This is a genomic window from Bradyrhizobium sp. USDA 4541, from assembly GCF_024171085.1.
Taxonomy (GTDB): domain Bacteria; phylum Pseudomonadota; class Alphaproteobacteria; order Rhizobiales; family Xanthobacteraceae; genus Bradyrhizobium; species Bradyrhizobium australafricanum.
Window position 1 is genome coordinate 2,791,814 of the sequence record NZ_JALJZF010000001.1, and the last position, 20,878, is coordinate 2,812,691.

At 65.5% G+C, this 20,878-nt stretch carries 25 protein-coding genes; 10 read left to right on the forward strand and 15 right to left on the reverse strand.

Features of this window, described 5'->3' with window-relative positions; translation table 11 throughout:
* Positions 1-3 precede the first annotated feature (3 nt).
* Entirely contained in the window at positions 4-843 is an 840-nt protein-coding gene (locus tag J2R80_RS13060; protein ID WP_253640961.1) for an ATP-binding cassette domain-containing protein, read from the forward strand.
* A 7-nt stretch (positions 844-850) separates the two neighbouring features.
* Positions 851-1,441, forward strand: coding sequence for a flavin reductase family protein (locus J2R80_RS13065; RefSeq protein WP_229192165.1), 591 nt, complete (start codon positions 851-853; stop codon positions 1,439-1,441).
* A 26-nt stretch (positions 1,442-1,467) separates the two neighbouring features.
* On the opposite strand, the gene J2R80_RS13070 is transcribed toward J2R80_RS13065, so the two are convergent.
* The gene (locus tag J2R80_RS13070) at positions 1,468-1,845 is read right to left on the reverse strand and encodes a hypothetical protein (protein WP_016844337.1); all 378 of its coding nucleotides are present in this window, start codon (positions 1,843-1,845) and stop codon (positions 1,468-1,470) included.
* Positions 1,846-2,014: 169 nt separating this feature from the next.
* On the opposite strand from J2R80_RS13070, the gene J2R80_RS13075 reads away from it, so the two are divergent.
* Entirely contained in the window at positions 2,015-2,170 is a 156-nt protein-coding gene (locus J2R80_RS13075) for a hypothetical protein (RefSeq protein WP_028333460.1), read from the forward strand.
* Between the two features lie 39 nt (positions 2,171-2,209).
* On the opposite strand, the gene J2R80_RS13080 is transcribed toward J2R80_RS13075, so the two are convergent.
* The 7 genes from J2R80_RS13080 to J2R80_RS13110 form a co-directional block, all read right to left on the reverse strand.
* Entirely contained in the window at positions 2,210-3,595 is a 1,386-nt protein-coding gene (locus J2R80_RS13080; protein ID WP_253589094.1) for a sigma-54-dependent Fis family transcriptional regulator, read from the reverse strand.
* A gap of 54 nt (positions 3,596-3,649) precedes the next feature.
* Complete coding sequence (gene fliN, locus J2R80_RS13085) at positions 3,650-4,000, reverse strand: flagellar motor switch protein FliN (protein ID WP_028333458.1); 351 nt, start codon at positions 3,998-4,000, stop codon at positions 3,650-3,652.
* Positions 4,001-4,020: 20 nt separating this feature from the next.
* Positions 4,021-4,644: a FliH/SctL family protein gene (locus J2R80_RS13090; RefSeq protein ID WP_018273553.1), complete on the reverse strand. Its 624-nt coding sequence runs from the start codon at positions 4,642-4,644 to the stop codon at positions 4,021-4,023.
* Positions 4,644-5,729 carry a flagellar motor switch protein FliG gene (gene fliG, locus J2R80_RS13095; protein WP_018273552.1) on the reverse strand — a complete coding sequence of 362 codons (1,086 nt, stop codon included), beginning with the start codon at positions 5,727-5,729 and terminating at the stop codon, positions 4,644-4,646. The genes J2R80_RS13090 and fliG overlap by 1 nt, the downstream gene beginning before the upstream one ends.
* 1 nt (position 5,730) lies before the next feature.
* Positions 5,731-7,359, reverse strand: a complete 1,629-nt coding sequence (fliF, locus tag J2R80_RS13100; RefSeq protein WP_253589095.1) for a flagellar basal-body MS-ring/collar protein FliF — start codon at positions 7,357-7,359, stop codon at positions 5,731-5,733.
* A gap of 174 nt (positions 7,360-7,533) precedes the next feature.
* Positions 7,534-7,809, reverse strand: coding sequence for a DUF1153 domain-containing protein (locus tag J2R80_RS13105; RefSeq protein WP_002714638.1), 276 nt, complete (start codon positions 7,807-7,809; stop codon positions 7,534-7,536).
* A 175-nt stretch (positions 7,810-7,984) separates the two neighbouring features.
* Complete coding sequence (locus J2R80_RS13110; RefSeq protein WP_253589096.1) at positions 7,985-8,845, reverse strand: LysR substrate-binding domain-containing protein; 861 nt, start codon at positions 8,843-8,845, stop codon at positions 7,985-7,987.
* A gap of 75 nt (positions 8,846-8,920) precedes the next feature.
* Here J2R80_RS13110 and mdcA point away from each other — a divergent pair, with 75 nt between their 5' ends.
* Genes mdcA through J2R80_RS13125 form a run of 3 tightly spaced genes read left to right on the forward strand, consistent with a single transcriptional unit; the run spans position 8,921 to position 12,662 of the window.
* Positions 8,921-10,576 carry a malonate decarboxylase subunit alpha gene (gene mdcA / locus J2R80_RS13115; protein ID WP_253589097.1) on the forward strand — a complete coding sequence of 552 codons (1,656 nt, stop codon included), beginning with the start codon at positions 8,921-8,923 and terminating at the stop codon, positions 10,574-10,576.
* A gap of 12 nt (positions 10,577-10,588) precedes the next feature.
* Positions 10,589-11,848: a malonyl-CoA decarboxylase gene (locus J2R80_RS13120; protein WP_253638678.1), complete on the forward strand. Its 1,260-nt coding sequence runs from the start codon at positions 10,589-10,591 to the stop codon at positions 11,846-11,848.
* A 34-nt stretch (positions 11,849-11,882) separates the two neighbouring features.
* Entirely contained in the window at positions 11,883-12,662 is a 780-nt protein-coding gene (locus tag J2R80_RS13125) for an alpha/beta fold hydrolase (protein ID WP_253589099.1), read from the forward strand.
* 59 nt (positions 12,663-12,721) lie between these two features.
* Here J2R80_RS13125 and J2R80_RS13130 read toward each other — a convergent pair whose 3' ends face one another.
* Positions 12,722-13,942 carry an OpgC family protein gene (locus J2R80_RS13130; RefSeq protein ID WP_253589100.1) on the reverse strand — a complete coding sequence of 407 codons (1,221 nt, stop codon included), beginning with the start codon at positions 13,940-13,942 and terminating at the stop codon, positions 12,722-12,724.
* 819 nt (positions 13,943-14,761) lie between these two features.
* Between J2R80_RS13130 and J2R80_RS13135 the strand changes: the two genes are divergently transcribed.
* Positions 14,762-15,739: an AraC family transcriptional regulator gene (locus J2R80_RS13135; RefSeq protein WP_253589101.1), complete on the forward strand. Its 978-nt coding sequence runs from the start codon at positions 14,762-14,764 to the stop codon at positions 15,737-15,739.
* Between the two features lie 181 nt (positions 15,740-15,920).
* Here the strand turns inward: J2R80_RS13135 and J2R80_RS13140 are convergent, their stop codons facing one another.
* From J2R80_RS13140 to J2R80_RS13150, 3 genes are all read right to left on the reverse strand, one after another.
* On the reverse strand, positions 15,921-16,121 hold the full coding sequence (locus tag J2R80_RS13140; RefSeq protein ID WP_057017332.1) for a hypothetical protein: 201 nt from the start codon (positions 16,119-16,121) through the stop codon (positions 15,921-15,923).
* A 203-nt stretch (positions 16,122-16,324) separates the two neighbouring features.
* Positions 16,325-16,546: a DUF6894 family protein gene (locus J2R80_RS13145; protein ID WP_028333448.1), complete on the reverse strand. Its 222-nt coding sequence runs from the start codon at positions 16,544-16,546 to the stop codon at positions 16,325-16,327.
* Positions 16,547-16,705: a hypothetical protein gene (locus J2R80_RS13150; RefSeq protein WP_253589102.1), complete on the reverse strand. Its 159-nt coding sequence runs from the start codon at positions 16,703-16,705 to the stop codon at positions 16,547-16,549.
* A 179-nt stretch (positions 16,706-16,884) separates the two neighbouring features.
* Between J2R80_RS13150 and J2R80_RS13155 the strand changes: the two genes are divergently transcribed.
* The 3 genes from J2R80_RS13155 (at position 16,885) to J2R80_RS13165 (ending at position 17,707) form a co-directional block, all read left to right on the forward strand.
* On the forward strand, positions 16,885-17,070 hold the full coding sequence (locus J2R80_RS13155; RefSeq protein ID WP_028333447.1) for a DUF3606 domain-containing protein: 186 nt from the start codon (positions 16,885-16,887) through the stop codon (positions 17,068-17,070).
* 1 nt (position 17,071) lies between these two features.
* Positions 17,072-17,248, forward strand: coding sequence for a DUF2934 domain-containing protein (locus J2R80_RS13160; protein ID WP_253589103.1), 177 nt, complete (start codon positions 17,072-17,074; stop codon positions 17,246-17,248).
* A gap of 114 nt (positions 17,249-17,362) precedes the next feature.
* Positions 17,363-17,707, forward strand: a complete 345-nt coding sequence (locus tag J2R80_RS13165) for a DUF1236 domain-containing protein (RefSeq protein WP_028333446.1) — start codon at positions 17,363-17,365, stop codon at positions 17,705-17,707.
* 85 nt (positions 17,708-17,792) lie between these two features.
* Here the strand turns inward: J2R80_RS13165 and J2R80_RS13170 are convergent, their stop codons facing one another.
* The 3 genes from J2R80_RS13170 to J2R80_RS13180 all read right to left on the reverse strand — a co-directional run bounded on the left by J2R80_RS13170 (position 17,793) and on the right by J2R80_RS13180 (position 20,686).
* Positions 17,793-17,996, reverse strand: coding sequence for a hypothetical protein (locus J2R80_RS13170; RefSeq protein WP_125459363.1), 204 nt, complete (start codon positions 17,994-17,996; stop codon positions 17,793-17,795).
* 373 nt (positions 17,997-18,369) lie between these two features.
* A complete protein-coding gene (locus tag J2R80_RS13175) occupies positions 18,370-19,083 on the reverse strand; it encodes a flagellar hook assembly protein FlgD (RefSeq protein ID WP_016844363.1) in 714 nt (237 codons plus the stop codon).
* Between the two features lie 10 nt (positions 19,084-19,093).
* Entirely contained in the window at positions 19,094-20,686 is a 1,593-nt protein-coding gene (locus tag J2R80_RS13180) for a flagellar hook-length control protein FliK (RefSeq protein ID WP_253589104.1), read from the reverse strand.
* Positions 20,687-20,878: the final 192 nt, after the last annotated feature.

A 20,878-nucleotide genomic window follows, 5' to 3' on the forward strand; every position in this document is an offset into this window, starting at 1 on the left:
AGAATGCAAGAAGCGCTTCGTTTCGAAACCGCTGAAGCCGAGCCGGTCGACCGCACCGAATTCGTCGCGAAGGCGCGGCAGTTGCGGCGCGTGCCGGAAGGCGCGGCCCGCGGCCTGTCGCTGACCATCCGCGGCCTGCGCAAGGCGTTCGGCGACAATGAGGTGCTGCGCGGCATTGACCTGCACATCCCGGCCGGCCAGTTCGTCGCGATCGTCGGCCGCAGCGGCTGCGGCAAGAGCACGCTGCTGCGTCTGATCGCCGGCCTCGACGCGCCGACGGCGGGAACCATCGCCTTCGGCGAACAGCCGCGAGCGCAGGATGTCCGCGTCATGTTCCAGGAACCGCGGCTGCTGCCCTGGGCGCGCGTGCTGTCCAATGTCGAGGTCGGGCTGGGGCGCGAGCGTACCTCCGCCGACGCACAGGCGCGCGCCGAGCGCGCGCTGGTCGAGGTCGGACTCGGCGACAAGCGCACGCAGTGGCCGTCGGTGCTCTCGGGCGGGCAGAAGCAGCGCGTCGCCCTGGCGCGGGCGCTGGTCAGCCAGCCCCGCGTGCTGGCATTCGACGAACCGCTCGGCGCACTCGACGCGCTGACCCGGATCTCGATGCAGCAATTGCTGGAACGGGTTTGGCGCGATCAGGGCTTTACCGCGATCCTGGTGACGCACGACGTCGCCGAGGCGGTCGCGCTCGCCGACCGCGTGCTGGTCATCGAGGACGGCCGCATCGCCGAGGATGTCGCGATCGACCTGCCGCGGCCGCGCCGGCGCGGGTCGGCCGAACTCGCCGCGCTGGAGGGCGAGATCCTGAAGCATTTGCTCGAAGGCAGCGAAGACAGTCTGTGAGGTCGCCATGAATTCCATCGTCCGCAATGTTTCGATCGAGCCCGCGGTTGCGGCCGCCGAATTCCGCGGCGCGATGCGTCACCTCACCGGCGGCGTCAGCGTGATCACGGCCGGTCGGGGCAAGGATATCTCGGGAATGACGGTGACCTCGGTGTCGTCGCTCTCGGTCGAGCCGCCGTCCTTGATCGTCAGCATCAACCGCGCGGCCTCGTCATGGCCGCTGATCGCACGCCATGGCGTATTCGGCGTCAATATCCTGGCCGCGGACCAGCGCGACATCGCCGAGCGCTTCACCGGCAAGGGCGGCCTGAAGGGCGCGGACCGCTTCACCGGGGCCGAATGGACGACGCGGGCGTCAGGCGTCCCGCTGCTGGTCGGCGCGCTTGCCGCGGTTGATTGCGAGGTCGAGGAGACCATCGAACGGCATTCGCACGTGATCGTCATCGGCCGCGTGCTCGACGTGATCGCGTCCGAGCGTACCGCCGCGCTGGCGTATTGGCACGGCGAGTATGTCGCGCTCGACCATGAGGAAGACGCCGCACGGCTGGCTGAGGTCAGCCTGCCGTCGCGTCATGTTCATGTGCGAGGGCCGCGTTAGCGCGCCGTGCTTATCCGGATCGGACTTTAGAAAACTGCGCTCAGCGATGCCGGGCTGTCGATGATCACATTGCTGCCGCGGACGCCAGCCCATACAGCCTGGACGGTCTGAGCTGCATTGGCCAGCGGAATGCCAACGACGAGTGTGGTCGGGATACGGCCAAAGCTCGACGGGGTCTCGTTATAGGTGAAGCTTGCGACGACCGGCGAGACCGTGCCATTGACGGTGACTCCGAACACGCCGCCCGGAATATCATTGCCCGTGGCGTAGGGATTCGGAACGTTAAGGGTGATGATCGCGGTGGTGCCGACGCCCTCCGGAATCGTCAGGCTGAGGCCTTGCATCGGCGTTAAAGTCGCGGAGGTTGTGGACAGGGTGCCGCTGGTCTGCGCATAAAGGGCCATATCACTCTCCAGTTGTCTAAGAATGTAAATGCAATAGGAGATGGAATAAGGCAACCTGCCGCAAGATTCAAGGGATGAACGGCACCGAGGCCGGCGCGGCTTGTCGGCCGTGGCGCTTTCCCAATCGGCGCATTAAATGGCGCGGATGTTTCGGAGAGGTGACGGTTCGATGAAGCGCGTGGGAACCTGGCTGTTCTACATCGTCGGTGCGATCGCCGTCGCCTATCTTGCGCTCTATGCCTATGTGACGTTCACGGGCCGCGACATCACGCCCGGCGATCCGATCCGGATCTTCCGCAAGCCCGACGCGCCCAGCTATTCGTGAGGCGAGGCAAGCGGCGGGACTTGCCGCCACCAGGGTTTCTCAGCCGGCGTTCGCCATGCGCTGATAGTCGGGCGCGCCATTGCCGGCCGGGGTGATCGGGATGCCGCCGTCGGCATATTCGTTCAGCTTGTTGCGCAGCGTGCGAATCGAGATGCCGAGGATGTTGGCGGCATGGGTGCGGTTGCCGAGGCAGTGCTTCAACGTCTCCAGGATCAGGTCGCGCTCGACATCGGCGACGGTGCGGCCGACCAGCGCGCGGGTGACCTGCTCGGCGGCCAGCGTGGCGTGCGCGACCGCGGGCGCGGTCTTGGCGAGGTCGAGGCGGTCGCCGTCGGGGGTCAGGATCGCCTCAGCGCCGATCTCGTCGCCCTGCGCCATCAGGACCGCGCGATGGATGGTGTTCTCGAGCTCGCGGACGTTGCCCTGCCAGCGGTTCGCGGTCAGGACGCGGCGCGCATCAGTCGAGATCGGACGGACCGGCATGCCGTTGGCCTCGGCATATTTCCTGGCGAAATGCTGCGCCAGCTCGAGGATGTCGGCCGGGCGGTCGCGCAGCGGCGGAATCTTCAGGTTGACGACGTTGAGGCGGAAAAGCAGGTCCTCGCGGAAGGTGCCTTCGCGCACCGCCTCCGAGAGGTTGCGGTTCGAGGTCGCGATGATGCGGATGTCGACCGGGACCGGCTTGGTGCCGCCGACGCGGTCGATCACGCGCTCCTGGATCGCGCGCAGCAGCTTGGACTGCAGCCGCACGTCCATCTCGGAGATTTCGTCGAGCAGCAGCGTGCCGCCGGTCGCTTCCTCGAACTTGCCGATGCGGCGGGCGACCGCGCCGGTGAAGGCGCCCTTCTCATGGCCGAACAGCTCGGATTCAAGGAGGTGCTCGGGGATCGCGGCGCAGTTGATCGAGATGAACGGCCGCTTGGCGCGGGCCGAGCGGGAATGGACGTAGCGCGCCAGCACTTCCTTGCCGGTGCCGGACTCGCCGGTGATCATGACGGAGGCATCCGAGCCCGCGATCTGCTGCGCCAGCTTGATTACCCGGCCCATCGCCTCGTCGCGGTAGATCAAATCGCGCGCGTCATTGGCGACCGCGGCCAGCACCGCTGCGATCAACTCGGGGTCCGGCGGCAGCGGGATGTATTCCTTGGCGCCGGCATGGATCGCGGCGACCGCGGCGCGGGCGTCGTTGGAGATGCCGCAGGCGACGATCGGCACGTGGATGTGCTCGGCTTCGAGCCGCATCACGAGGTCGCGGATGTCGAGGCCGACATCGACCAGCAGGAGGTCGGCGCCCTTGCCGCCGCGCAGCACGTTCATCGCCTGTTCGGCGGCCTCGGCGTGGGTCACCGAGGCGCCGTTGTCCATCGCGATCTTGGTCGCGGTCGTGAGCTGGCCCTTCAGGGTGCCAACGATGAGAAGCCGCATGATGATCTCCTGTTCGTCTGGTCGCGCAGGTCCCGCGCGTGACCGCCTGAGTTGTTAAGAGCGTTCTGCCTTGATGATTTCGGTCATGGTCACGCCGAGCTTGTCTTCCACCAGCACCACTTCGCCACGCGCCACCAGGCGGTTGTTGACGTAGATGTCGATCGCCTCGCCGACGCGGCGGTCGAGCTCGAGCACGGTGCCCGGTCCGAGCTTCAAGAGGTCGCCGACGTCCATCTTGGAGCGGCCAAGCACCGCCGAGACCTGCACCGGCACGTCGAACACGGCCTCGAGATCGGCCGCGATGCGCGCGGCATGTTCGTCCTCGTTGTAGCCGATGTCGTCGATGGTGGGCGCGTCGGCGGAGTTGAGATCGGGAAGCGGGACTTGGGTGTCGGTGTCGGTCATGGTTCAGCCCTCAATCGCCTTCAGCCGGCCTGGCCGCGGGACGCGAGATAGCGCCCGACGAGTTCGTTGATCTTGCCTTCGATCGCGGCGCGTTCCAGCACGACGCCGCCATCGGCCCATTCGATCCGGCAGTCGCCGGTCGCAATCGTCGGCTCGGCCAGGATCACCAGCCGGCCCTGAAAGCCGGAATGCGCCGCCATCCGCTCGATATTGTCATGCGCCGCCTCGTAGAGCGCGTCGTTGATGCGGACCACGAGATGCGGCGTCGCCACCAGATGCGAGAAGCAGTCGGAGACCAGCGCGGTGATCTCGCCGAGCGGCTCGCGCGCGATCAGCTCGGAACAAAGCTTGCGGGCGACCGCCACCGCGACGTCCACCGCCTCGGTCTCCATCCGCGTCTCGATGCCGGCGAAGCGCGCCGCGATGCCCTTGATCGCGGTGCCGATCTCCTCCAACGCCTGCGCGGCGCGGCGGTCGCTCTCGACCTTGGCCTCGCGCAGCGCGGCCTCGTAGCCGGCGCGATAGGCCCGCGCCTCGGCGTCGGCGACCTTCTGCGCGACCTCGGCCGGCGTCGGCGCGCGTTCGCGTGCGCGGTCCGGCGCCGAGAAATCCGTGTCGAACAGGAATTTTGCGGGCGCGGCCATCAATACACCAGCTCGTCGTCGGCGCGGTTCTTGGTCAGCGTGATCTCGCCGCGGGCGGCGAGATCCTTGGCGAGGTTGACCAGAAGGGCCTGGGCCTCGTCGACGTCGCGCAGCCGCACCGGGCCCATCGCGGCCATGTCGTCCATCAGCATCTTGCCGGCGCGCGAGGACATGTTGCCGAGGAAGAAGCTGCGTACCTCCTCGTTGGCGCTCTTCAGCGCGACGCCGAGCTTGTCCTTGTCGATGTTGCGCATCAGCGTCTGGGCCGAGGCGGTATCGAGCTTGATCAAATCGTCGAAGGTGAACATCAGCGCCTTGATGCGCTCGGCAGATTCGCGGTTTTCCTCTTCCAGCGAGGTGATGAAGCGGGTCTCGGTCTGGCGGTCGAAATTGTTGAAGATCTCGGCCATCACCTCATGGGCGTCGCGGCGGCGGGTCTGCGACAGGTTCGACATGAACTCGGTGCGCAGCGTCTGCTCGACGCGCTCGATGACTTCCTTCTGCACGGCTTCCATCCGCAGCATGCGGCCGACCACGTCGAGGGCGATGTCCTCGGGCAGGATCGCGAGCACGCGCGCGGCGTGCTCCGGCTTCAGCTTCGACAGCACCACGGCGATGGTCTGCGGGTATTCGTTCTTGAGGTAGTTGGCGAGCACCTCTTCCTGCACGTTGGAGAGCTTCTCCCACATGTTGCGGCCGGCCGGGCCGCGGATCTCGTCCATGATGCCGGAGACGCGCTCGGCCGGTAGGTATTGCTGAAGCAGCCGTTCGGTGGCGTCGAAATTGCCCATCAGCGCGCCGGAGGCCGACATCCGCGAGACGAATTCCAGCATCAAGTCCTCGACCACGTCGGCCTCGACGGTGCCGAGGGTCGACATGTGGACCGACAGCTCGCGGACTTCCTCGTCGTCGAGCATCGACCAGATCTTGCCGCCATACTGCTCGCCGAGTGCGAGCATCAGGATTGCCGCGCGCTTGGGGCCAGGCAGCGGCTTGCCCTTGGGCCGGGCGCTTTGCCGGTTTGCCAGCGTCGAGAGGACGGTGGCGATGTCGTTGGCGTTGGTGGTCTGGGGTACGGCGGCCATGTCAGTTCTCTACCGGCTCGCTCAGCCATTGACGGACAATGGAGACGGTTTCGTTCGGATTGCGTTCGGCGAGCTCGCCGACCCGGTGCACGGCCTGGGCGTGGACCTGGCCCTGGATCTGGGCGACGTCGATCAATTGCGCTGCGCCGCTGCCGCTCGGGATCAGCGCCTGACCCGGCGTTGCGGCGCTCTCGGCATGGGCTTCCGGCAGCGCGGGCATGCCCGCGCCGGTCAGCGCCGGAATGACGTCGGCCGCCACGATGCGCTTGACCAGCGGGCGGACCACCATGAACAGTACGACGAGGCCGAGCATCATCATGACGCCGAGCTCGATGACGTACATCACGTCATCCTTGGTGAACTGCAGCATGCCGAGCAGGCCGGTCGGCTCGGCGATCGGCTGCGCGGCGGGCGGCTCGGCGAAGCGCAGGTTGACGACCTCGACCTGGTCGCCGCGCTTCTGGTCGAAGCCGATCGCGGAGCGGACCAAAGCGGCGATGCGGTCGAGCTGCTCCTTGGTGCGGTCCTGATAGACCAGCTCGCCTTTTTCGTTCTTGGAGTAGCTGCCGTCGACCAGCACCGCGACCGAGATGCGGTTGACGCGGCCGGCCTCGGTCACCTCGGTCTTGGTGGTGCGGGAAATCTCGTAATTGTTGGTCTCTTCGCTCTTCTTGCTCTGGTCGCGGGCGCGGGCGGCGTTGTCCTGGTTCTGGCTGCCCGGCAGCTCGTTGGCGACGGTGACCTGGCCGGAATTGTCGGCGGTGAGGCTACTTTCCTCGCGGGTCTGGGTCGAGCGCAGCACCCGTCCTTCGGGGTCGAACTTGTCCGAGGTCTGGGTGATCTTGTTGTAGTCGAAGTCGGCGGAGAGCTGGACGCGGGCGCGGCCAGCGCCGACCACCGAGGAGACGATGTCCTCGACCTGCTTGCGCATCCGCTTCTCGAAGGCGGCGCGGCGCTCGTCGCCGACCGCGGCGTCGGCATCGGACTGGGCGCCGTCGGCGAGCAGCTGGCCGGCCTCGTCGACGATCGAGACCCGCTGCGGCTTCAGCCCATTGACCGCGGAGGCGACGACGTGGCGGATCGCCCGGATCTGCTGCGGCTCCAGCGCGCCGCGCACCCTGAGCACGATCGAAGCTGATGGTTCGGGCGTCTCGCGCGAGAACAGCGGCTTCTCCGGCAGTACCAGATGGACGCGCGCGGCCTGGACGCGGTCGATGGCGCGGATGGTGCGGGCGAGCTCGCCCTCCAGCGCCCGCAGATGATTGATGTTCTGGACGAAGCTCGTGGTGCCCAGGGCATCCGACTTGTCGAAGATCTCGTAGCCGACGCCGCCGCCCTTGGGCATGCCGCCCTCGGCGAGCTTCATCCTGAGCCGCGTCACCTTGTCCTTCGGCACCATGATCGCAGCGCCGTCATTGCGCAGCTCGAACGGGATCGCCTGGCGCTCCAGCTCCTTGATGATTCCAGAAGAATCCTCGGTCGACAGGTCGGTGAAGAGGGTGGTCATCTGTGGCGTCGTGACGCGCATGATGACGAAGGCGAAGAAGCCGATCAGAGCCGCGGTGACCGCAACCATGGCCGCGAGGCGGGCCGCACCAAGACCTCTCAGGAAAGCAACCAGACTTTGCACCAACGGCCCCCAGGGATTCGGCCCGCGCGGGTCCGACTGGGCAAATATTGCCTAGGGTATGGTTTCCATATGGTTAACGAAGGTTAAGGACCGCGGCAAAATCGCGGACATGAAAAAAACCGGCTTCGCAAGGCGAGGCCGGTTTTCGTCAAATGCCACAGGATCGGCGCCGAATTACTGCCGATATTGCTGGATGCGGGTGGTGCGCAGCCCGGCCAGACCGTGCTGGTCGATCGAGAACTGCCAGGAAAGGAATTCATCGACGGTCAATGTGTAGCGGCTGCAGGCCTCCTCGAGGGAGAGCAGGCCGCCGCGGACCGCAGCGACGACTTCGGCCTTGCGGCGGATGACCCACCGTTTGGTACCGGGGGCCGGCAAATCCGCAATCGTTAACGGGCTGCCGTCAGGCCCGATGACGTATTTCACCCTCGGGCGATGGGGTTCTGTCATGGCGTACTCACAAACTCTCAACCACTGAACTCGCAAGGGGTAAGCTACGCCTCCCGGTTTAAAATTTGCCTAAGCCCAAGCGTTCAATACGAATCTCGTTGGAACGGCCGGGAACATTCGGGTCTACCCGCCGGCAGGCAGACCGGCGCGCGGCGCAATTCGCGGTGCGGTGCGCTCAAATCGAGGGGCGCAGGGGACCGCGCGCCAGCGTCAGCAAGGCATCGGCGAGCGCCTCCGCGGCCTTGTTCGGCCGTCTTTTCTCGTAGATGGCGAATTCCAGATCGGGAAGCGGCGGCAGGCCGTCGCCAATTCCGAGAACGCGCAGGCCCGTGGTGACCGCGCTGAGCGGCAGCGGGGTAATGGCAAGTCCCGCGACGGCGGCGGCGCGGACGCCGGTCAGGCTCGGGCTGGTATAGACGATCTCCCAGCCGAGCTCGCCGTCGCGCAGCGCGGAGAGCGCGGCGTCGCGCGACACCGATCGTTCGCGGTACAGCGCCAGCGGCAGCGGCACGCCGGGAACGAGATCGAACGTTTCCGCCGCGGTCCACACCAGCGGTTCGCGCCACACCAGACGGCCTTTCGACGTTCCGAGCGGCCGCTTGGCGAACACCAGATCGAGCCGGCCCGCATCGAGCTGCTCGATCAGTTCGGCGCTGACACCGATCTGCACCTCGAGCTTGACCCCGCGATGCAGCGCGGCGAAGCGGCCCAGCGCCGACGGCAATGAGCCGCCGGCGACTTCCTCGACCACGCCGAGACGAACCGAGCCGGACAGCCGCGGCGCCACCAGCCGCTGCCGCGCCGCTTCCTCGAGCTGCAGCAAACGCCGCGCATCGCCGAGCAGCATCTCGCCTTCGTCGGTCAGCGCGACGCTGCGCGTCGTGCGCCGGAACAGCGGCCGCCGGGTCTCGAGCTCGAGCCGCTTGATCTGCTGGCTGATGGTCGACTGGGTCAGATGCAATTGCTCGGCGGCGCGGTGGAAGCCGCCGCAATCGGCGACCGCGACGAAGGCCCGCAAAAGTTCGAGGTCGAGCATCGATTAATCCATATCTGTAATCAATCATATTATAGAATATCGTTTCTATTATCAATTCCGCCCGCCTACCTTCAGATGATCAAGCAAGGAGAGGCCATCATGTCGGAGACGACACCACGAACCGATCGCACGGCGCGCCTCGTGCGCGCGCGAACTGTCTGCGGCACAAACGGAAAGGTCTGCCCGCCCGACCGCGCGATCGAGCTGCTCGAGGCGGTCATCGCATCCGGCGACCGGGTGGCGCTCGAGGGCGACAACCAGAAGCAGGCCGACTTCCTGGCCGCGTGCCTCGCCGGGGTGGACCCGTCGCGGGTGCATGATCTGCACATGGTGCAGTCGGTGCTGGCGCTTCCCGATCATCTCGCGGTGTTCGAGCGCGGCATCGCCAACCGCCTGGACTTCGCCTTTGCCGGCCCGCAGAGCCGCCGCCTTGCCGAGCTCGTTGCCGCCAAGGCGCTGCGGATCGGTGCGATCCATACCTATCTCGAGCTTTACGCGCGGATGCTGGTGGACCTGACGCCGCAGGTTGCGCTCATCGTGGCCGACAAGGCCGATCGCGACGGCAATCTGTACACCGGTCCGAACACCGAGGATACGCCGACCATCGCCGAGGCCGCGGCGTTCCGCGGCGGCGTCGTCGTGGCGCAGGTCAACGAGATCGTCGATCGTCTGCCGCGCGTCGACATCCCCGGCGACTGGGTCGATGTCGTGGTGCCCGGTCCGAAGCCGTATGCGATCGATCCGCTGTTCACGCGCGATCCCGCCAAGGTCAGGGACGAGAATGTCCTGATGGCGATGATGGCGATATCGGCGGTGTACGAACCTTATCAGGTGACACGGCTCAATCACGGCATCGGCTATGCCACCGCGGCGATCGAGCTGATCCTGCCGACCTTTGCCGCCAAGCGCGGGCTGAAGGGCAAGGTCGCGCGGAATTTCGTGCTCAACCCGCATCCGACGCTGATCCCCGCCATCGAAGCCGGCTTCGTCGACAACGTCTATTGCTTCGGCTCGGAGCTCGGCATGGAGCGATTTGTCGCCAGCCGTCCCGAAGTGTTTCCGGTCGGCGCCGACGGCAATCTGCGCTCCAACCGCGCGCTGGCGCAGGTCGCCGGACAATATGCCTGCGACCTGTTCGTCGGCGGCACCTTGCAGATCGATCCCGAGGGCAACAGCTCGACCGCCACCAAGGACCGCATCACGGGCTTCGGCGGCGCGCCGAACATGGGTGCCGATCCGCGCGGCCGACGCCACGACAGCGTTGCCTGGTTGCGTGCCGGCGAGGAAGCAGGCGAGCGTCTGCGCGGCCGCAAGCTCGTGGTGCAGATGGTCCAGACCTGGCAGCCGAACGGCGCGCCGAGCTTCGTCGAGCGCCTCGACGCGTTCGACCTCGCGGCCTCGGCCGGCTTTGCGCTGCCGCCGGTCATGATCCATGGCGACGACGTCAGCCACGTGATCACCGAACGCGGCGTTTGCAACCTGTTGCGTTGCCGCTCGCCGCAGGAGCGCGAGGCCGCCCTGCGCGCGGTCGCCGGCGACACCGAGTTCGGCCGGCGGCAGGACGCCGGGACGACCGACGGCCTGCGCCGCCGCGGCATCGTGATGCTGCCGTCCGATCTCGGCCTCGACGTCGAGACGGCGACGCGCGACTGGCTCGCCGCGAAATCGATCGACGACCTCGTCACTGCATCGGGCGGCCTCTACGTGCCGCCTGCCAAATTCCGCCGCTAGAAGGAGGCTCCCATGACCCACGCCGAGCACATCCCAGGCAGTCCACCGGCCTCACTCGACAAAGCGAGGCAACTCGCCGCGGCATTGTTGTCCGAGCGCGGCGAAGCGTCGGGCGCCCTGATCGCGCGCCAATTGCAGCAGACCATGCGCGCGCTCGATGCCACCGGCCGGCACGGCTTTCAACGTTATCTGGCGAGCGCGTTTCAGCCCGACGCGGCGGCGCTGCAGGATGCGGCGAAGCGTTATCTTGCCGACGGCACCGCGGCGGCCGCGGCCGATGTGGCCGACGCCGCGGATCCGCCGCGCCAGGAGGTGTTGCGGCGGATGAACATGGCGCCCGGCGGCACGGCGAGCCTGATCGCGATGCGCAGCGAGATCGCCGGCCGTTTCGGCTCCGAACCGGAGCTGAAGCTGCTCGATGCCGATCTCAAGCATCTGTTCGTCTCATGGTTCAATCGCGGCTTCCTCGAGCTTCGCCGCATCGACTGGCAGTCGCCGGCCGCCGTGCTCGAGAAGCTGATCGCCTATGAGGCGGTGCACGAGATCAAGGGCTGGGACGATCTGCGCCGCCGCCTTGCGCCCGACCGCCGCTGCTTTGCCTTCTTCCACCCCGCGCTGCCCGGCGAGCCGCTGATCTTCGTCGAGGTCGCGCTGGTGCAGGGATTGGCCACCGCCGTGCCACCGCTGCTGGTGCAGGATGCGGATCAAGACAGCGCAGGCCTCAGGGCCGCGCATGCCGACACCGCGATCTTCTATTCGATCTCCAACTGCCAGGACGGACTGCGCGGCGTGTCGTTCGGCAATTTCCTGATCAAGCAGGTGGTCGAGGAGCTGCAAACGGAATTCCCGCAGCTGAAGCGCTTCTCCACGCTGTCGCCGATCCCGGGCTTCCGGCGCTGGCTCAGCCAGCAGCCGCAATCCGGCGGCAACGAGGTCGCGATGCTGCGCGAGCTGGAGCGCGAGGGCTGGTGGCACGACGCGGCGACCTGCGAGACCTGGCGTCCGGTCCTGATGAAGCTGTGCGCGCAATATCTCACGCGCTCGCCGGCGTCAGGAAATCGCATCGATCCGGTGGCGCGCTTCCATCTCGGCAACGGTGCCCGGCTGGAGCGGATCAATTGGCTCGGCAACACGGCCGACCGCGCGATGGCGGAATACTTCGGCATCATGGTCAACTATCTTTACGATCACGACAGCATCGAGCGTAACCATGAGGCCTTTGCGCGCGTAGGAGAGATTGTCCGTTCACCGCAGGTGGACGCGCTTCTCTGATTTTCAACTCAGCATACAACAACGGAGCAGTAACATGATGATGAACAGACGCGCCTTCTCGACCGCCTTGCTCGCTGGAGCCGCGGCTTCACTGGTGTCCACGCGCGGCATGGCCGCCACCGCGCCGCCGGTCAAGGCGCGCAACGTCGTGCTGGTGCACGGCCTGTTCGCCGATGGCTCCTGCTGGTCCGAGGTCATTCCGCGGCTGCAGGCCGCCGGGCTCAACGTCACGTCGGTGCAGAATCCGTTGACCACGCTGCCTGAAGCGGTTGCCTCCGCGCAGCGGGTGCTCGATCGCCAGGATGGTCCGACCGTGCTGGTCGGTCATTCCTTCTCCGGCATGATCGTCACCGAGGCCGGCGTGCATCCGAATGTCTCGGCGCTGGTCTATGTTGCGGCGCGCGCACCCGATGCGGACGAGGATTACACCGCGCTGGCCAAGACCTATCCGACGCCGCCAGCGAGCGCCGGCATCGTGTTCGACGGCGACGAGGGTCGGCTCGGCGAAGAAGCGTTCCTGCGCGATTTCGCCGGCGACCTGCCGGAGGCGAAGGCGAAGGTGCTCTATGCCGTGCAGCAGCCGTTCCAAAAGCAACTGCTGGCCGGCAAGACCAGCCATGCGGCCTGGCGCAGCAAGCCGAGCTACTACGCCGTCTCGACCGAAGACCGCACCATCAATCCGGATCTCGAGCGCTTCATGGCCAAGCGGATGGGCGCCACCACGATCGAGGTGAAGGCCAGCCATCTCGCGCTGATCTCGCAGCCCGACGCGATCGCGCGGCTGATCCTCGACGCCGCGCGACAGTCGAGCTGAGCGTCGGCGCCAGCCGTGCGTGGGAGAGCATCCGCTTCTCCCGCGCACGATCACGCGATTTAAAGGATATGCGCGCCATGACCGTCGAAGATGCCGCGATCGCCGGCGCGCGGCACAAGATCATGTCCGGCGGCATCGACATCCGGCGGCCGGGCGCGCTTGGTGCCGAGCGTGTTCAGCAGCGCCGCGACCGCGACCATCACAAGGACACCGGCAAGACTGAGTCCGATCTGCATCGAGAGCCGGTTCGAGATGTCGAACAGGTCGCATTGGCTGGCGAGCGCCAGCAGGACGCCGAGACAATAGATCGGCAGCGAGTTCTCGCCACAACGCCTCGCGCTGCGCAGCATCGGCGTCGTCAGTCCCTGCCAGCCCGCTGGAACGAGCCATGACACCACGATGGCAAGTGCCAGAAAATGCAGCAGCCGCAACGGGCTCAAATTCGACTTGTCCATCGGAAACAGCAGATCCGTCAGGGCCTGCGGTAGCAGCGGCGGCTTGATGCCGTGGCCCAGCGCAACGACGAGGCCGAACACAAGATAGAGCGCAGACAGAACAAGCGCAGGGCGCGACTTCAGCCATCCCTGGATGGTCCTTCCCTCGATGACGTACCATGCGCCCAGCACGACCGGAAGCTGCCAGGCCAGCGGGTTGAAGAACCAGACGCCGTCGGGCCAGGCAGGAATGCTCCAGCCGAATACGTGCACCAGCGCGTAAAGCGACAGCGAAAGACCAAGCGCCAGGTTCGGCGCTCGCAGCAGCAGCCACAGCAGCGGTGCGAACAACACGTGACAGATCACAAAGACCGGCAGCACGTCGGTATTGACAGGGTGGAATTGCAGCACCGCGGCGTGCGCAAGCGCTGCGCCCGGACGTTCGAACAGAACCCGCGTATTGCTGTCGTCGGCGAGGCGATCGCTGCCCGCGAGGTAGACGACGATCGCGCAGGCGAGCGTCAGCAGCAGAAAGGCGGCATAAATATCCCATCCTCGCCGCAGCGAACGGCCGATCATGCCGCGCCAGCCGTCGCGCTGACGCGCTCTGCCGTAGGCCAGGGCGCAGGTGACGCCCGAGATGAACATGAAGATTTCGGCGGCATCGCAGAAGCCGTAGTTGCGCAGGGTCAGCCAGCTTCCGACGTTGTCTGGAATGTGATCGAGAAAGATCCACCACAACGCGATTCCGCGACAGACATCGATGCGCGGGTCGCGGCCGGTCGATCTGAACTCCGGCGGGGTCTCGCCGAGCAATCGCTTCGAGCTGCGGGTTCGATCGTGCATCTGTCGATCTGTCTGGCGGGCGCGCGCGGCCTCATCGGACCTAGGTCCATGAGACGCTCGGGTGCTCCGAGGCGTGCGCGTGCCGGACTAGCCTCCGGTCAACCTGTATGATTATGCGTTGCGGCTACCCGAGGGTTGGCGGCGCTTCCGCCGGCCATCCGCAATCACGGGGGCCGGGTGGATCGCTATCCTCCGACGGCGCCGCCTGCGCGACGTCGCCGATGGCCGGCAACAAATGCTGCTTTCGCATTTCGGCGAGGCGGGCGCGACAGTATTCACGATAAAGCATGTCGAATATGATGGACATGATCGAATGCCTTCTTGATCACCAGGTTGACTTTCCCACGTGACAGATTTCGACCATTTCAACCGGCGGCGATAACCGACAGTGCCGCAGGCAGTCCGACGCAACCAAAATCGATATCAGTCGTTCTACTGAATGACCTGCGCGTGGCGTCTTAGCCAGGAAACCGCGTACAGGGCACGACACTGATTTGCGCTTGCACGCTGCCCGGAATGTTTGAAACGGATCCGATGGCAGCAATTATAAATAGAGCGATCGCGACTGCTTCTTCTTAAGAGGGAAATTTGCCGCGATTTTCATGATGTCATTATATACGTAATATTCTAATCACCAAGTGAACCAGTTCACATCAGCATCAATCACAGGCGAGCAAGACTAGCAGACCGGTAGCGTGGCTTCTTGGACTCATGCGCACGGATCGGGCGAAGACCGGTGCGTGAATCGCAAAATGCAGATACCGATTGTGGAGTGCCGCAACATTTCATTCCGACGTTTTGTGAAGGCTGGAGGTCCCCATGCCGATGGACGCAGCCAATTTCGCATCGTATCGATTTTCGACGTGCGAGCTTCCGGAACGCATTCGTATCCCGCTCTGGCGCGAGCACTTTGGCCGATGCATCGTGCACGCCGATATCGAGCCTCTATCGAACGTTTCATTCCAGGCCGATGCGTCGCTGCGAGCGGTTCAGGGTTTGCGCATGCTGGCGCTGAAGGGCACGTCGATGCGGTTCAAGCGTTTGCAGGCGAACCTTGCCGATGGCGATGACTCCATCGGGGTCATCTTCTGCTCTCCGGGCAGATGTCAGCTATCGCAGCGCGGCCGGGACGCCGATTTTCGCGCCGGCGACGCAATTGCAATTCTGCATTCCGAGCCCGCCAGCGTCACCTATATCGACGGGTTGCAATTCGGCCTGGCCGTGCCGCGCGAGGCGCTTGCGCAGCGCGTGACCGACGTCGAAGGTCTGGTCATGCGGCCGATTTGCCACCGGACAGAAGCATTCCGACTGTTCATCTCATATCTGAAATCGGTGCTTAAGACGAAAGCGCTGAGCGCGCCGAAGCTTCGCGATACAGTCGTGACCCATATCCACGATCTCATCGCGCTCGCGATCGGCGAGTGTGCTGCGTTGGGCGAGAGCAGCGCGAGCGCCGTCGTCGCTGCGCGGCATCGTGCTATGCTCGACTACATCGCCGCACACTTTGAGGAGCCCGGGCTCAACGTTCAAACGGTTGCGCGTGGCCAGGGCATCTCGCCGCGCTATCTGCAGCGCCTGATGGCGTCATCAGGCCCGTCGTTCACCGAGCGCTTGAATGAATTGCGGCTCCAGCGGGCGCTCAAATTGCTCACCGAGCCAGATGCCGGCCGTCGGCGAATTTCCGATATCGCGCTCGAGGTCGGTTTCTCGGATGTTTCGCATTTCAACCGTCTGTTCCGAGCCCGCTTCGGCGATTCGCCACGCGGTATGCGGCTCGCACGAAAGGGCTCTCACTGAGCCGCCGCCCCTGACCGGCATGTGCGCGAGATGCTGCCTGGGGGCGCTCCGGAGCGAAGGGCGAGGTGGGTTTGAGGCCGGCTGCAAGTCTGGTTGGGGGCGGGCCCGAGCCTCGAACGCCTCTCGCGGCTGTGCGCGCATTAGCTTATGTGAATCGACACAACTTATGTGAATCGAAGCGCTATGGTGGCGGCTCTGCTCCCGGAGTGGCGAGCCATTGGTCGATCTGGACGGCGCGCTCGGCCTCGCGGGCCTTCTTGAGAAGTCGTTCCCGCTCGGTGCCGGGAGGCAGATGCGAAGCCCTCGCGCGGGCCGCTTCCTCCAGCTGAATGAGGCGGTATGCGAGCGTCGTGGTTTGCTTGAAGCGATTACGGCGTTTCATGTGTGCAATTTGTGTTTCAACCCTGATGTAGGTCCGAACCGCGCTCGTCGTCGTTTGTTCCTATTGAACGGCGGGGCGTGGCCTGTCCTGGTCGCGTCCTTGAGAGCACCATGCGGCGGGCCGGCCAAGGAATGCCGGACATCGGCCGGCAGCGTCGATCTGCAGGAAGCCAGCCGAGCCGAGATGAGAACGATCATTCCCCGTCAGACGCTCGTCGAAGCCAGGGGGATGCGGAAGAGTTCGCTATCGCCCGCATCGCGAACCGAAATGAAATTGCCGTCGCGAACCATCTCCGGCTTTTCAGTGCCGATCCGGTGAGCGATGAAGCTGCCGTGATCCTGGGCGTCCTTGTCGTCGGCACAGTCGTGACCGACGACGTCGTGTGCGGGGATGTCGCCCGCGAGATGGAAGAAGTATCTGGGCATCTAGGTCAGCTTGTCCAAATTGCCGAACGGCTTCGCGGGCGGCGCGTTCTCGGCGTTCTTGATCTGCTGCGCGCCTTCCTCGGCTAGCCTGCCATCGTTGATGATCTCGGCGTTGAGCTGCTTGACCCGTCCGCCGATCCTGTCTGCAATGCCTGTCATGGCTTACCTTTGTTCGTGCTGCCGCCCGCGGCCTCTCACGACTGAAGTATCGCTCGTGGAGAATGTTCCTCCGAGGGGTGAGGACCCAGCCATCCAAGAAAGGAACAAATGACTGTCCGGAAGATTGGATCGCCAGCAACGGCCGAGGCTCACGCCGAGCGGTTGACGCGAGAAGTTCAGTGACGAAGCGCCTGACCAGGAAAGAGCAGTTCGATCGATCGAAGATCAACATGCACGATCTGCTTCAGGTGAGATGCTGGACACATGCCCTCGGCGTGTCGCGCGAACAGCTGCGTAAAGCCGTCGAGAAGGTCGGTGACTCGGCCGTGACGGTTCGCAAGGAGCTCGGAATTCCCGAGGAATGACATGGCCACCGAACAGCAGATCCGGGACTACGCGCGGCAGCTCTGGGAGAAGGCCAGAAAGCCCGACGGCAGGGACGAGGAATTCCGGCACGCGGCCGAGGTCGAGCTGAATGCGGAGAGCGAAAGTCCGGACGCGCCAACACTGGACCAGCCGAACAAGACGTCCATTCCCGGATGAACGCCTTGGCGCGAGGAGCGCGCCGGCAACGCGATTGATCGGGATCCTCCGTTAGGAACATTGCCATTCTGTCGCGGTTCTCGAAACGCCGCATGGAGCGGTGAGGAGGACGTTATGAAGAAGCTGGTTCTGATTTCTGTTGCCGCCGTATTGGCGTCGACGGGCGCTTTCGCCCAGAGCACGATTGTCGGCACGACCGGTGCCGGACATGCCGCCACCGTGCAGATCGAGCCGCAATATCGCACGCGAATCCACAGCTATGTGACCGAACACAAGATCCGTCCCGTCGAGACGCGGGAGAGGATCGTCGTCGGCTCGCCTGTGCCGCGCGAGGTCGAGCTTGAAGCGGTGCCTGCCGATTGGGGCCCGTCGCTCACCAGATATCGCTATGTCTATACCGGCCAGCGCGTGATGCTGGTCGATCCCGACACCCGTACGGTCGTGCAGGAAGTCGAGTGAGGCCGCTCTGATGGCGGGCCGCCTGCAACGGCGGCGGCCCGCGCTTAAGCGCCGTTCCGTCAGCGGCCATCGACCGCGTCGGTCGTCAGAGACCGATGCTGGCCACAGCCGCTTCCGCGACGCCCTTCGCGTCGAGGGCGCCGGTCTTGCCGATCTCGATGACCTTGCGGGCCACGATCTCGCAAAGCGGATCGTTGCGATCGACCAGACCCATCGAATGCAGCGCTAGGCTGAACGCCCTGTTGAAGAGCTCGATTTGCTCCGGCGTGTATTCGCCCGTCTTCAGCAAGCGATTGATCGGCATTGTCGAGCCCCACAGCAAGCAGCCAAGTGACGTGGCTATAGCATGGAACCGTCGCGATCGGCACCCGGCTTTCCCTGCGCCCTCTACAACAGAGGCGAGACGAGAAGCAAAAGCTCGGGCAAATCATGTCGCGAGAATGCGATCGTGTGACCCACAAAAACCGTGCCACACACTCAGTGTCGTCCTGGCGAAAGCCAGGACCCATTACCCCAAATGAGACTTGTTGCGCGACGCTGGGGCCACGACCTCGTTCACAATCAAATGCGGTGGTGATCCTCCCGGCTTTCGTCAGGACGACGATACAGTGTGGTGAGCGCGGTCGCCGCTCAACGCGCAGCTACGGATCGTGGCAATGTGCTCAGCTCGAGCCAGTCGCCCCGCGCACCACGCGCTTGATCTTGTCGGTGGTGTAGGTCTGCCCGCCGATCGAGAGCAGCGGCGGGGAGGCGGTCAGGTCGACGGAGTCGACAACGCCCTGCACCTCGGTCGAGATGGCGATCGGGTTGCCCTTGGAATCCTTGCCGGTGGCGGTCAGCGTGTAGGTGCCGGCCGGCCATTGCGTGCCGTCATTGCCCTTGCCGTCCCAGACGAAGCTGGCGTTGCCCTGCTTCAGGCTGAAATTGCCGGAATAGGCGGTCTGGCCGGTCGCGCTGGTGATCGTGATGGTGGCGCTGGTGGCTTGCGGGGACACCAGATTCCAGGTCGCGGATTTGTCGAACTGGGTCTTGCTGCCGTCGACCGCGACCGTGTTGCCGACATAGACCAGCGCCTGGGTCGACTGCGCGCTCTTCTCGATCTCGATCAGCGACTTCAGCTGATCGTTGGATTTCAGTTGCTGCTCGACGCCCGCGAACTGCACCAGCTGCTGGGTGAACTGGTTGGTGTCGAGCGGGTCGAGCGGGTTCTGGTTCTGCAATTGCGTGGTCAGCAGCGTCAGGAAGGTCTGGAAATTGTCGGCGATGCCCTGCGAGGAGGTCGTCAGGCCGCTGCCGCTGCTGCTTCCAGAGTTCGTTCCGTTGCTGGTGCCCGGTGCTGAGACGACGGGCGTCGGCATGGTTGCATCGACTGCCATGGTGAACTCCTTACACTCTGATATCGACGCCGCCGAGGGCGCCGGTTGCACGGCCGTAGGAGCGGCCCGCCGCTGCGGCGGGAACGCTGTCCTCCTCGGTGACGATCAAACGATGGGCGTTCGGATTGGACTGGCCATTGTTGTTCTGGCCCGACTGCGACTGGTCGCGCAGGCTCAACTGCAATCCGCCATTGCCGGTCGAGAGGCCGGCATTGTCGAGCGCGCGCTGCAGCTGGTTGGCGTCCTGGCGCAGCATCGACAGCGTTTCCGGGCGTTCGACGGTGAGATGCGAGGTGACCTGGCCGTTGCGATCGACATCGATGCGGACATCGATGCGGCCGAGCTCGGCGGGGTCGAGCCGGATCTCGAAGCGACTCTTGCCGCTCTTGGCGGAGGCGGCGATCTGCACCGCAAGCCCGCTGAGCGGCACGGCGGCGCTCTGCGCGGCGTTGGTCACGGTCAATTGTGCGGTCGCAGACGGCGTCGTCTGGGTGGTCGCCAATTGGGTCTGGAACGTATTGGGCGCCTGAGCGCTGGAATCGGGCGTCGCGAGCGGGGATTGCACAGCCGCCTGGCCGCCGACCGTCGGCGCGGCGTTGCCGTCGCCCTTCGCATCGGACTTGATGGCATCGGCTGCACCGTCCGCGGCGGCCTTCGCCTTGCCGGCGGCGGCGGCCGATTGCGCGACCGCGGGGACGATGTTGGTCGGAGCGGCCTGCGCGGTGTTGGCGTTGCCCTGGGCTGCGCCGTCCTGATCGGCAGGCGCCGTCGCGGCCGCGTCCGTCGTGGCGACCTGCGCCTTGGCCTGCGTCGTCGTCTTCGCGGCGGGCGTTCCGGCGGCAACCGTGGCGGCGAGTGCCGCATCGCCGGTCGCCGTCGCGGCGCCCGGAACCGTCGTCGCATCGGCGGTGGTGATGATCTGCGCGTCGGTCTTGACGCCGGCTGCCTTCGCGACCTTGTCGGCGTTCGCTGTGGTGACCGCCGCCGCTGCGGTGTCGGCGCCGGCAGGCGCGCCGCTGCCGGCCGCCGCACCGGTGCCGGCGATGGCCGAGCTTGCCGCGATGGCCGCTGCCGCGATCGCGAGTGGTGCGGCCGGCTGGTCGGACGGCGCGGTGGCCGCCGGTGTCGGGGCGGTCGCCGGGGTCGCGGCAACAGGAGCAATCACGGCATTCACGGTTGCCGCACCGGGATCCTGCTGCGCAGTAGCCTGCGTCGCGTCCGGCTTGTCACTGGTCGATTTCGCATCGGAGCTCGATGTCGAGTCTTCCGATTTCGATTTCGACTTGGTCTTGGACGGCGCGTCGCTGTCGCTGTCGACCTTGTTGTCGTCCCGAGAACTGCCGGAATCCCGCGACGTCCGGTCGGGGCCCGTGCTGGTGTCGCGGGGGCGTGCGTCGGTCGTCGAGGGCGGATCGTCGGACCGCCGCGAGGGCGCCGGCTGGGAGTCGTAGCGGCTGCTGTCGTTTGCGGACGCAGTGTTGCTGTCGACCAGCGCGGCAAAGCCGTCGTTCCCCGCCTGCGAAGCGGGATCGGGCCGCGCCGACCGCTGCGTCGCGCCCTGAAAAGACCGGCCTGCCAATGCTTCCGACGTGACGCTGACCACTGCCAACCCTCGCAAATGAGACTTCCGGCGTTTTGTCAGCAAGGAGTGGGCCAACAAGGGGGCGGCAATAAATAATGAGTTATTTCAGAAGGTTACGGGCTGCCTTGGTCGGCTGGAGCGGGTTCCCGGCAGGTCTCCTTTTTGCCCGGCGGCAAGATTTGCCGTCCAGGCGCGGCACGGCACGGCTTCCGC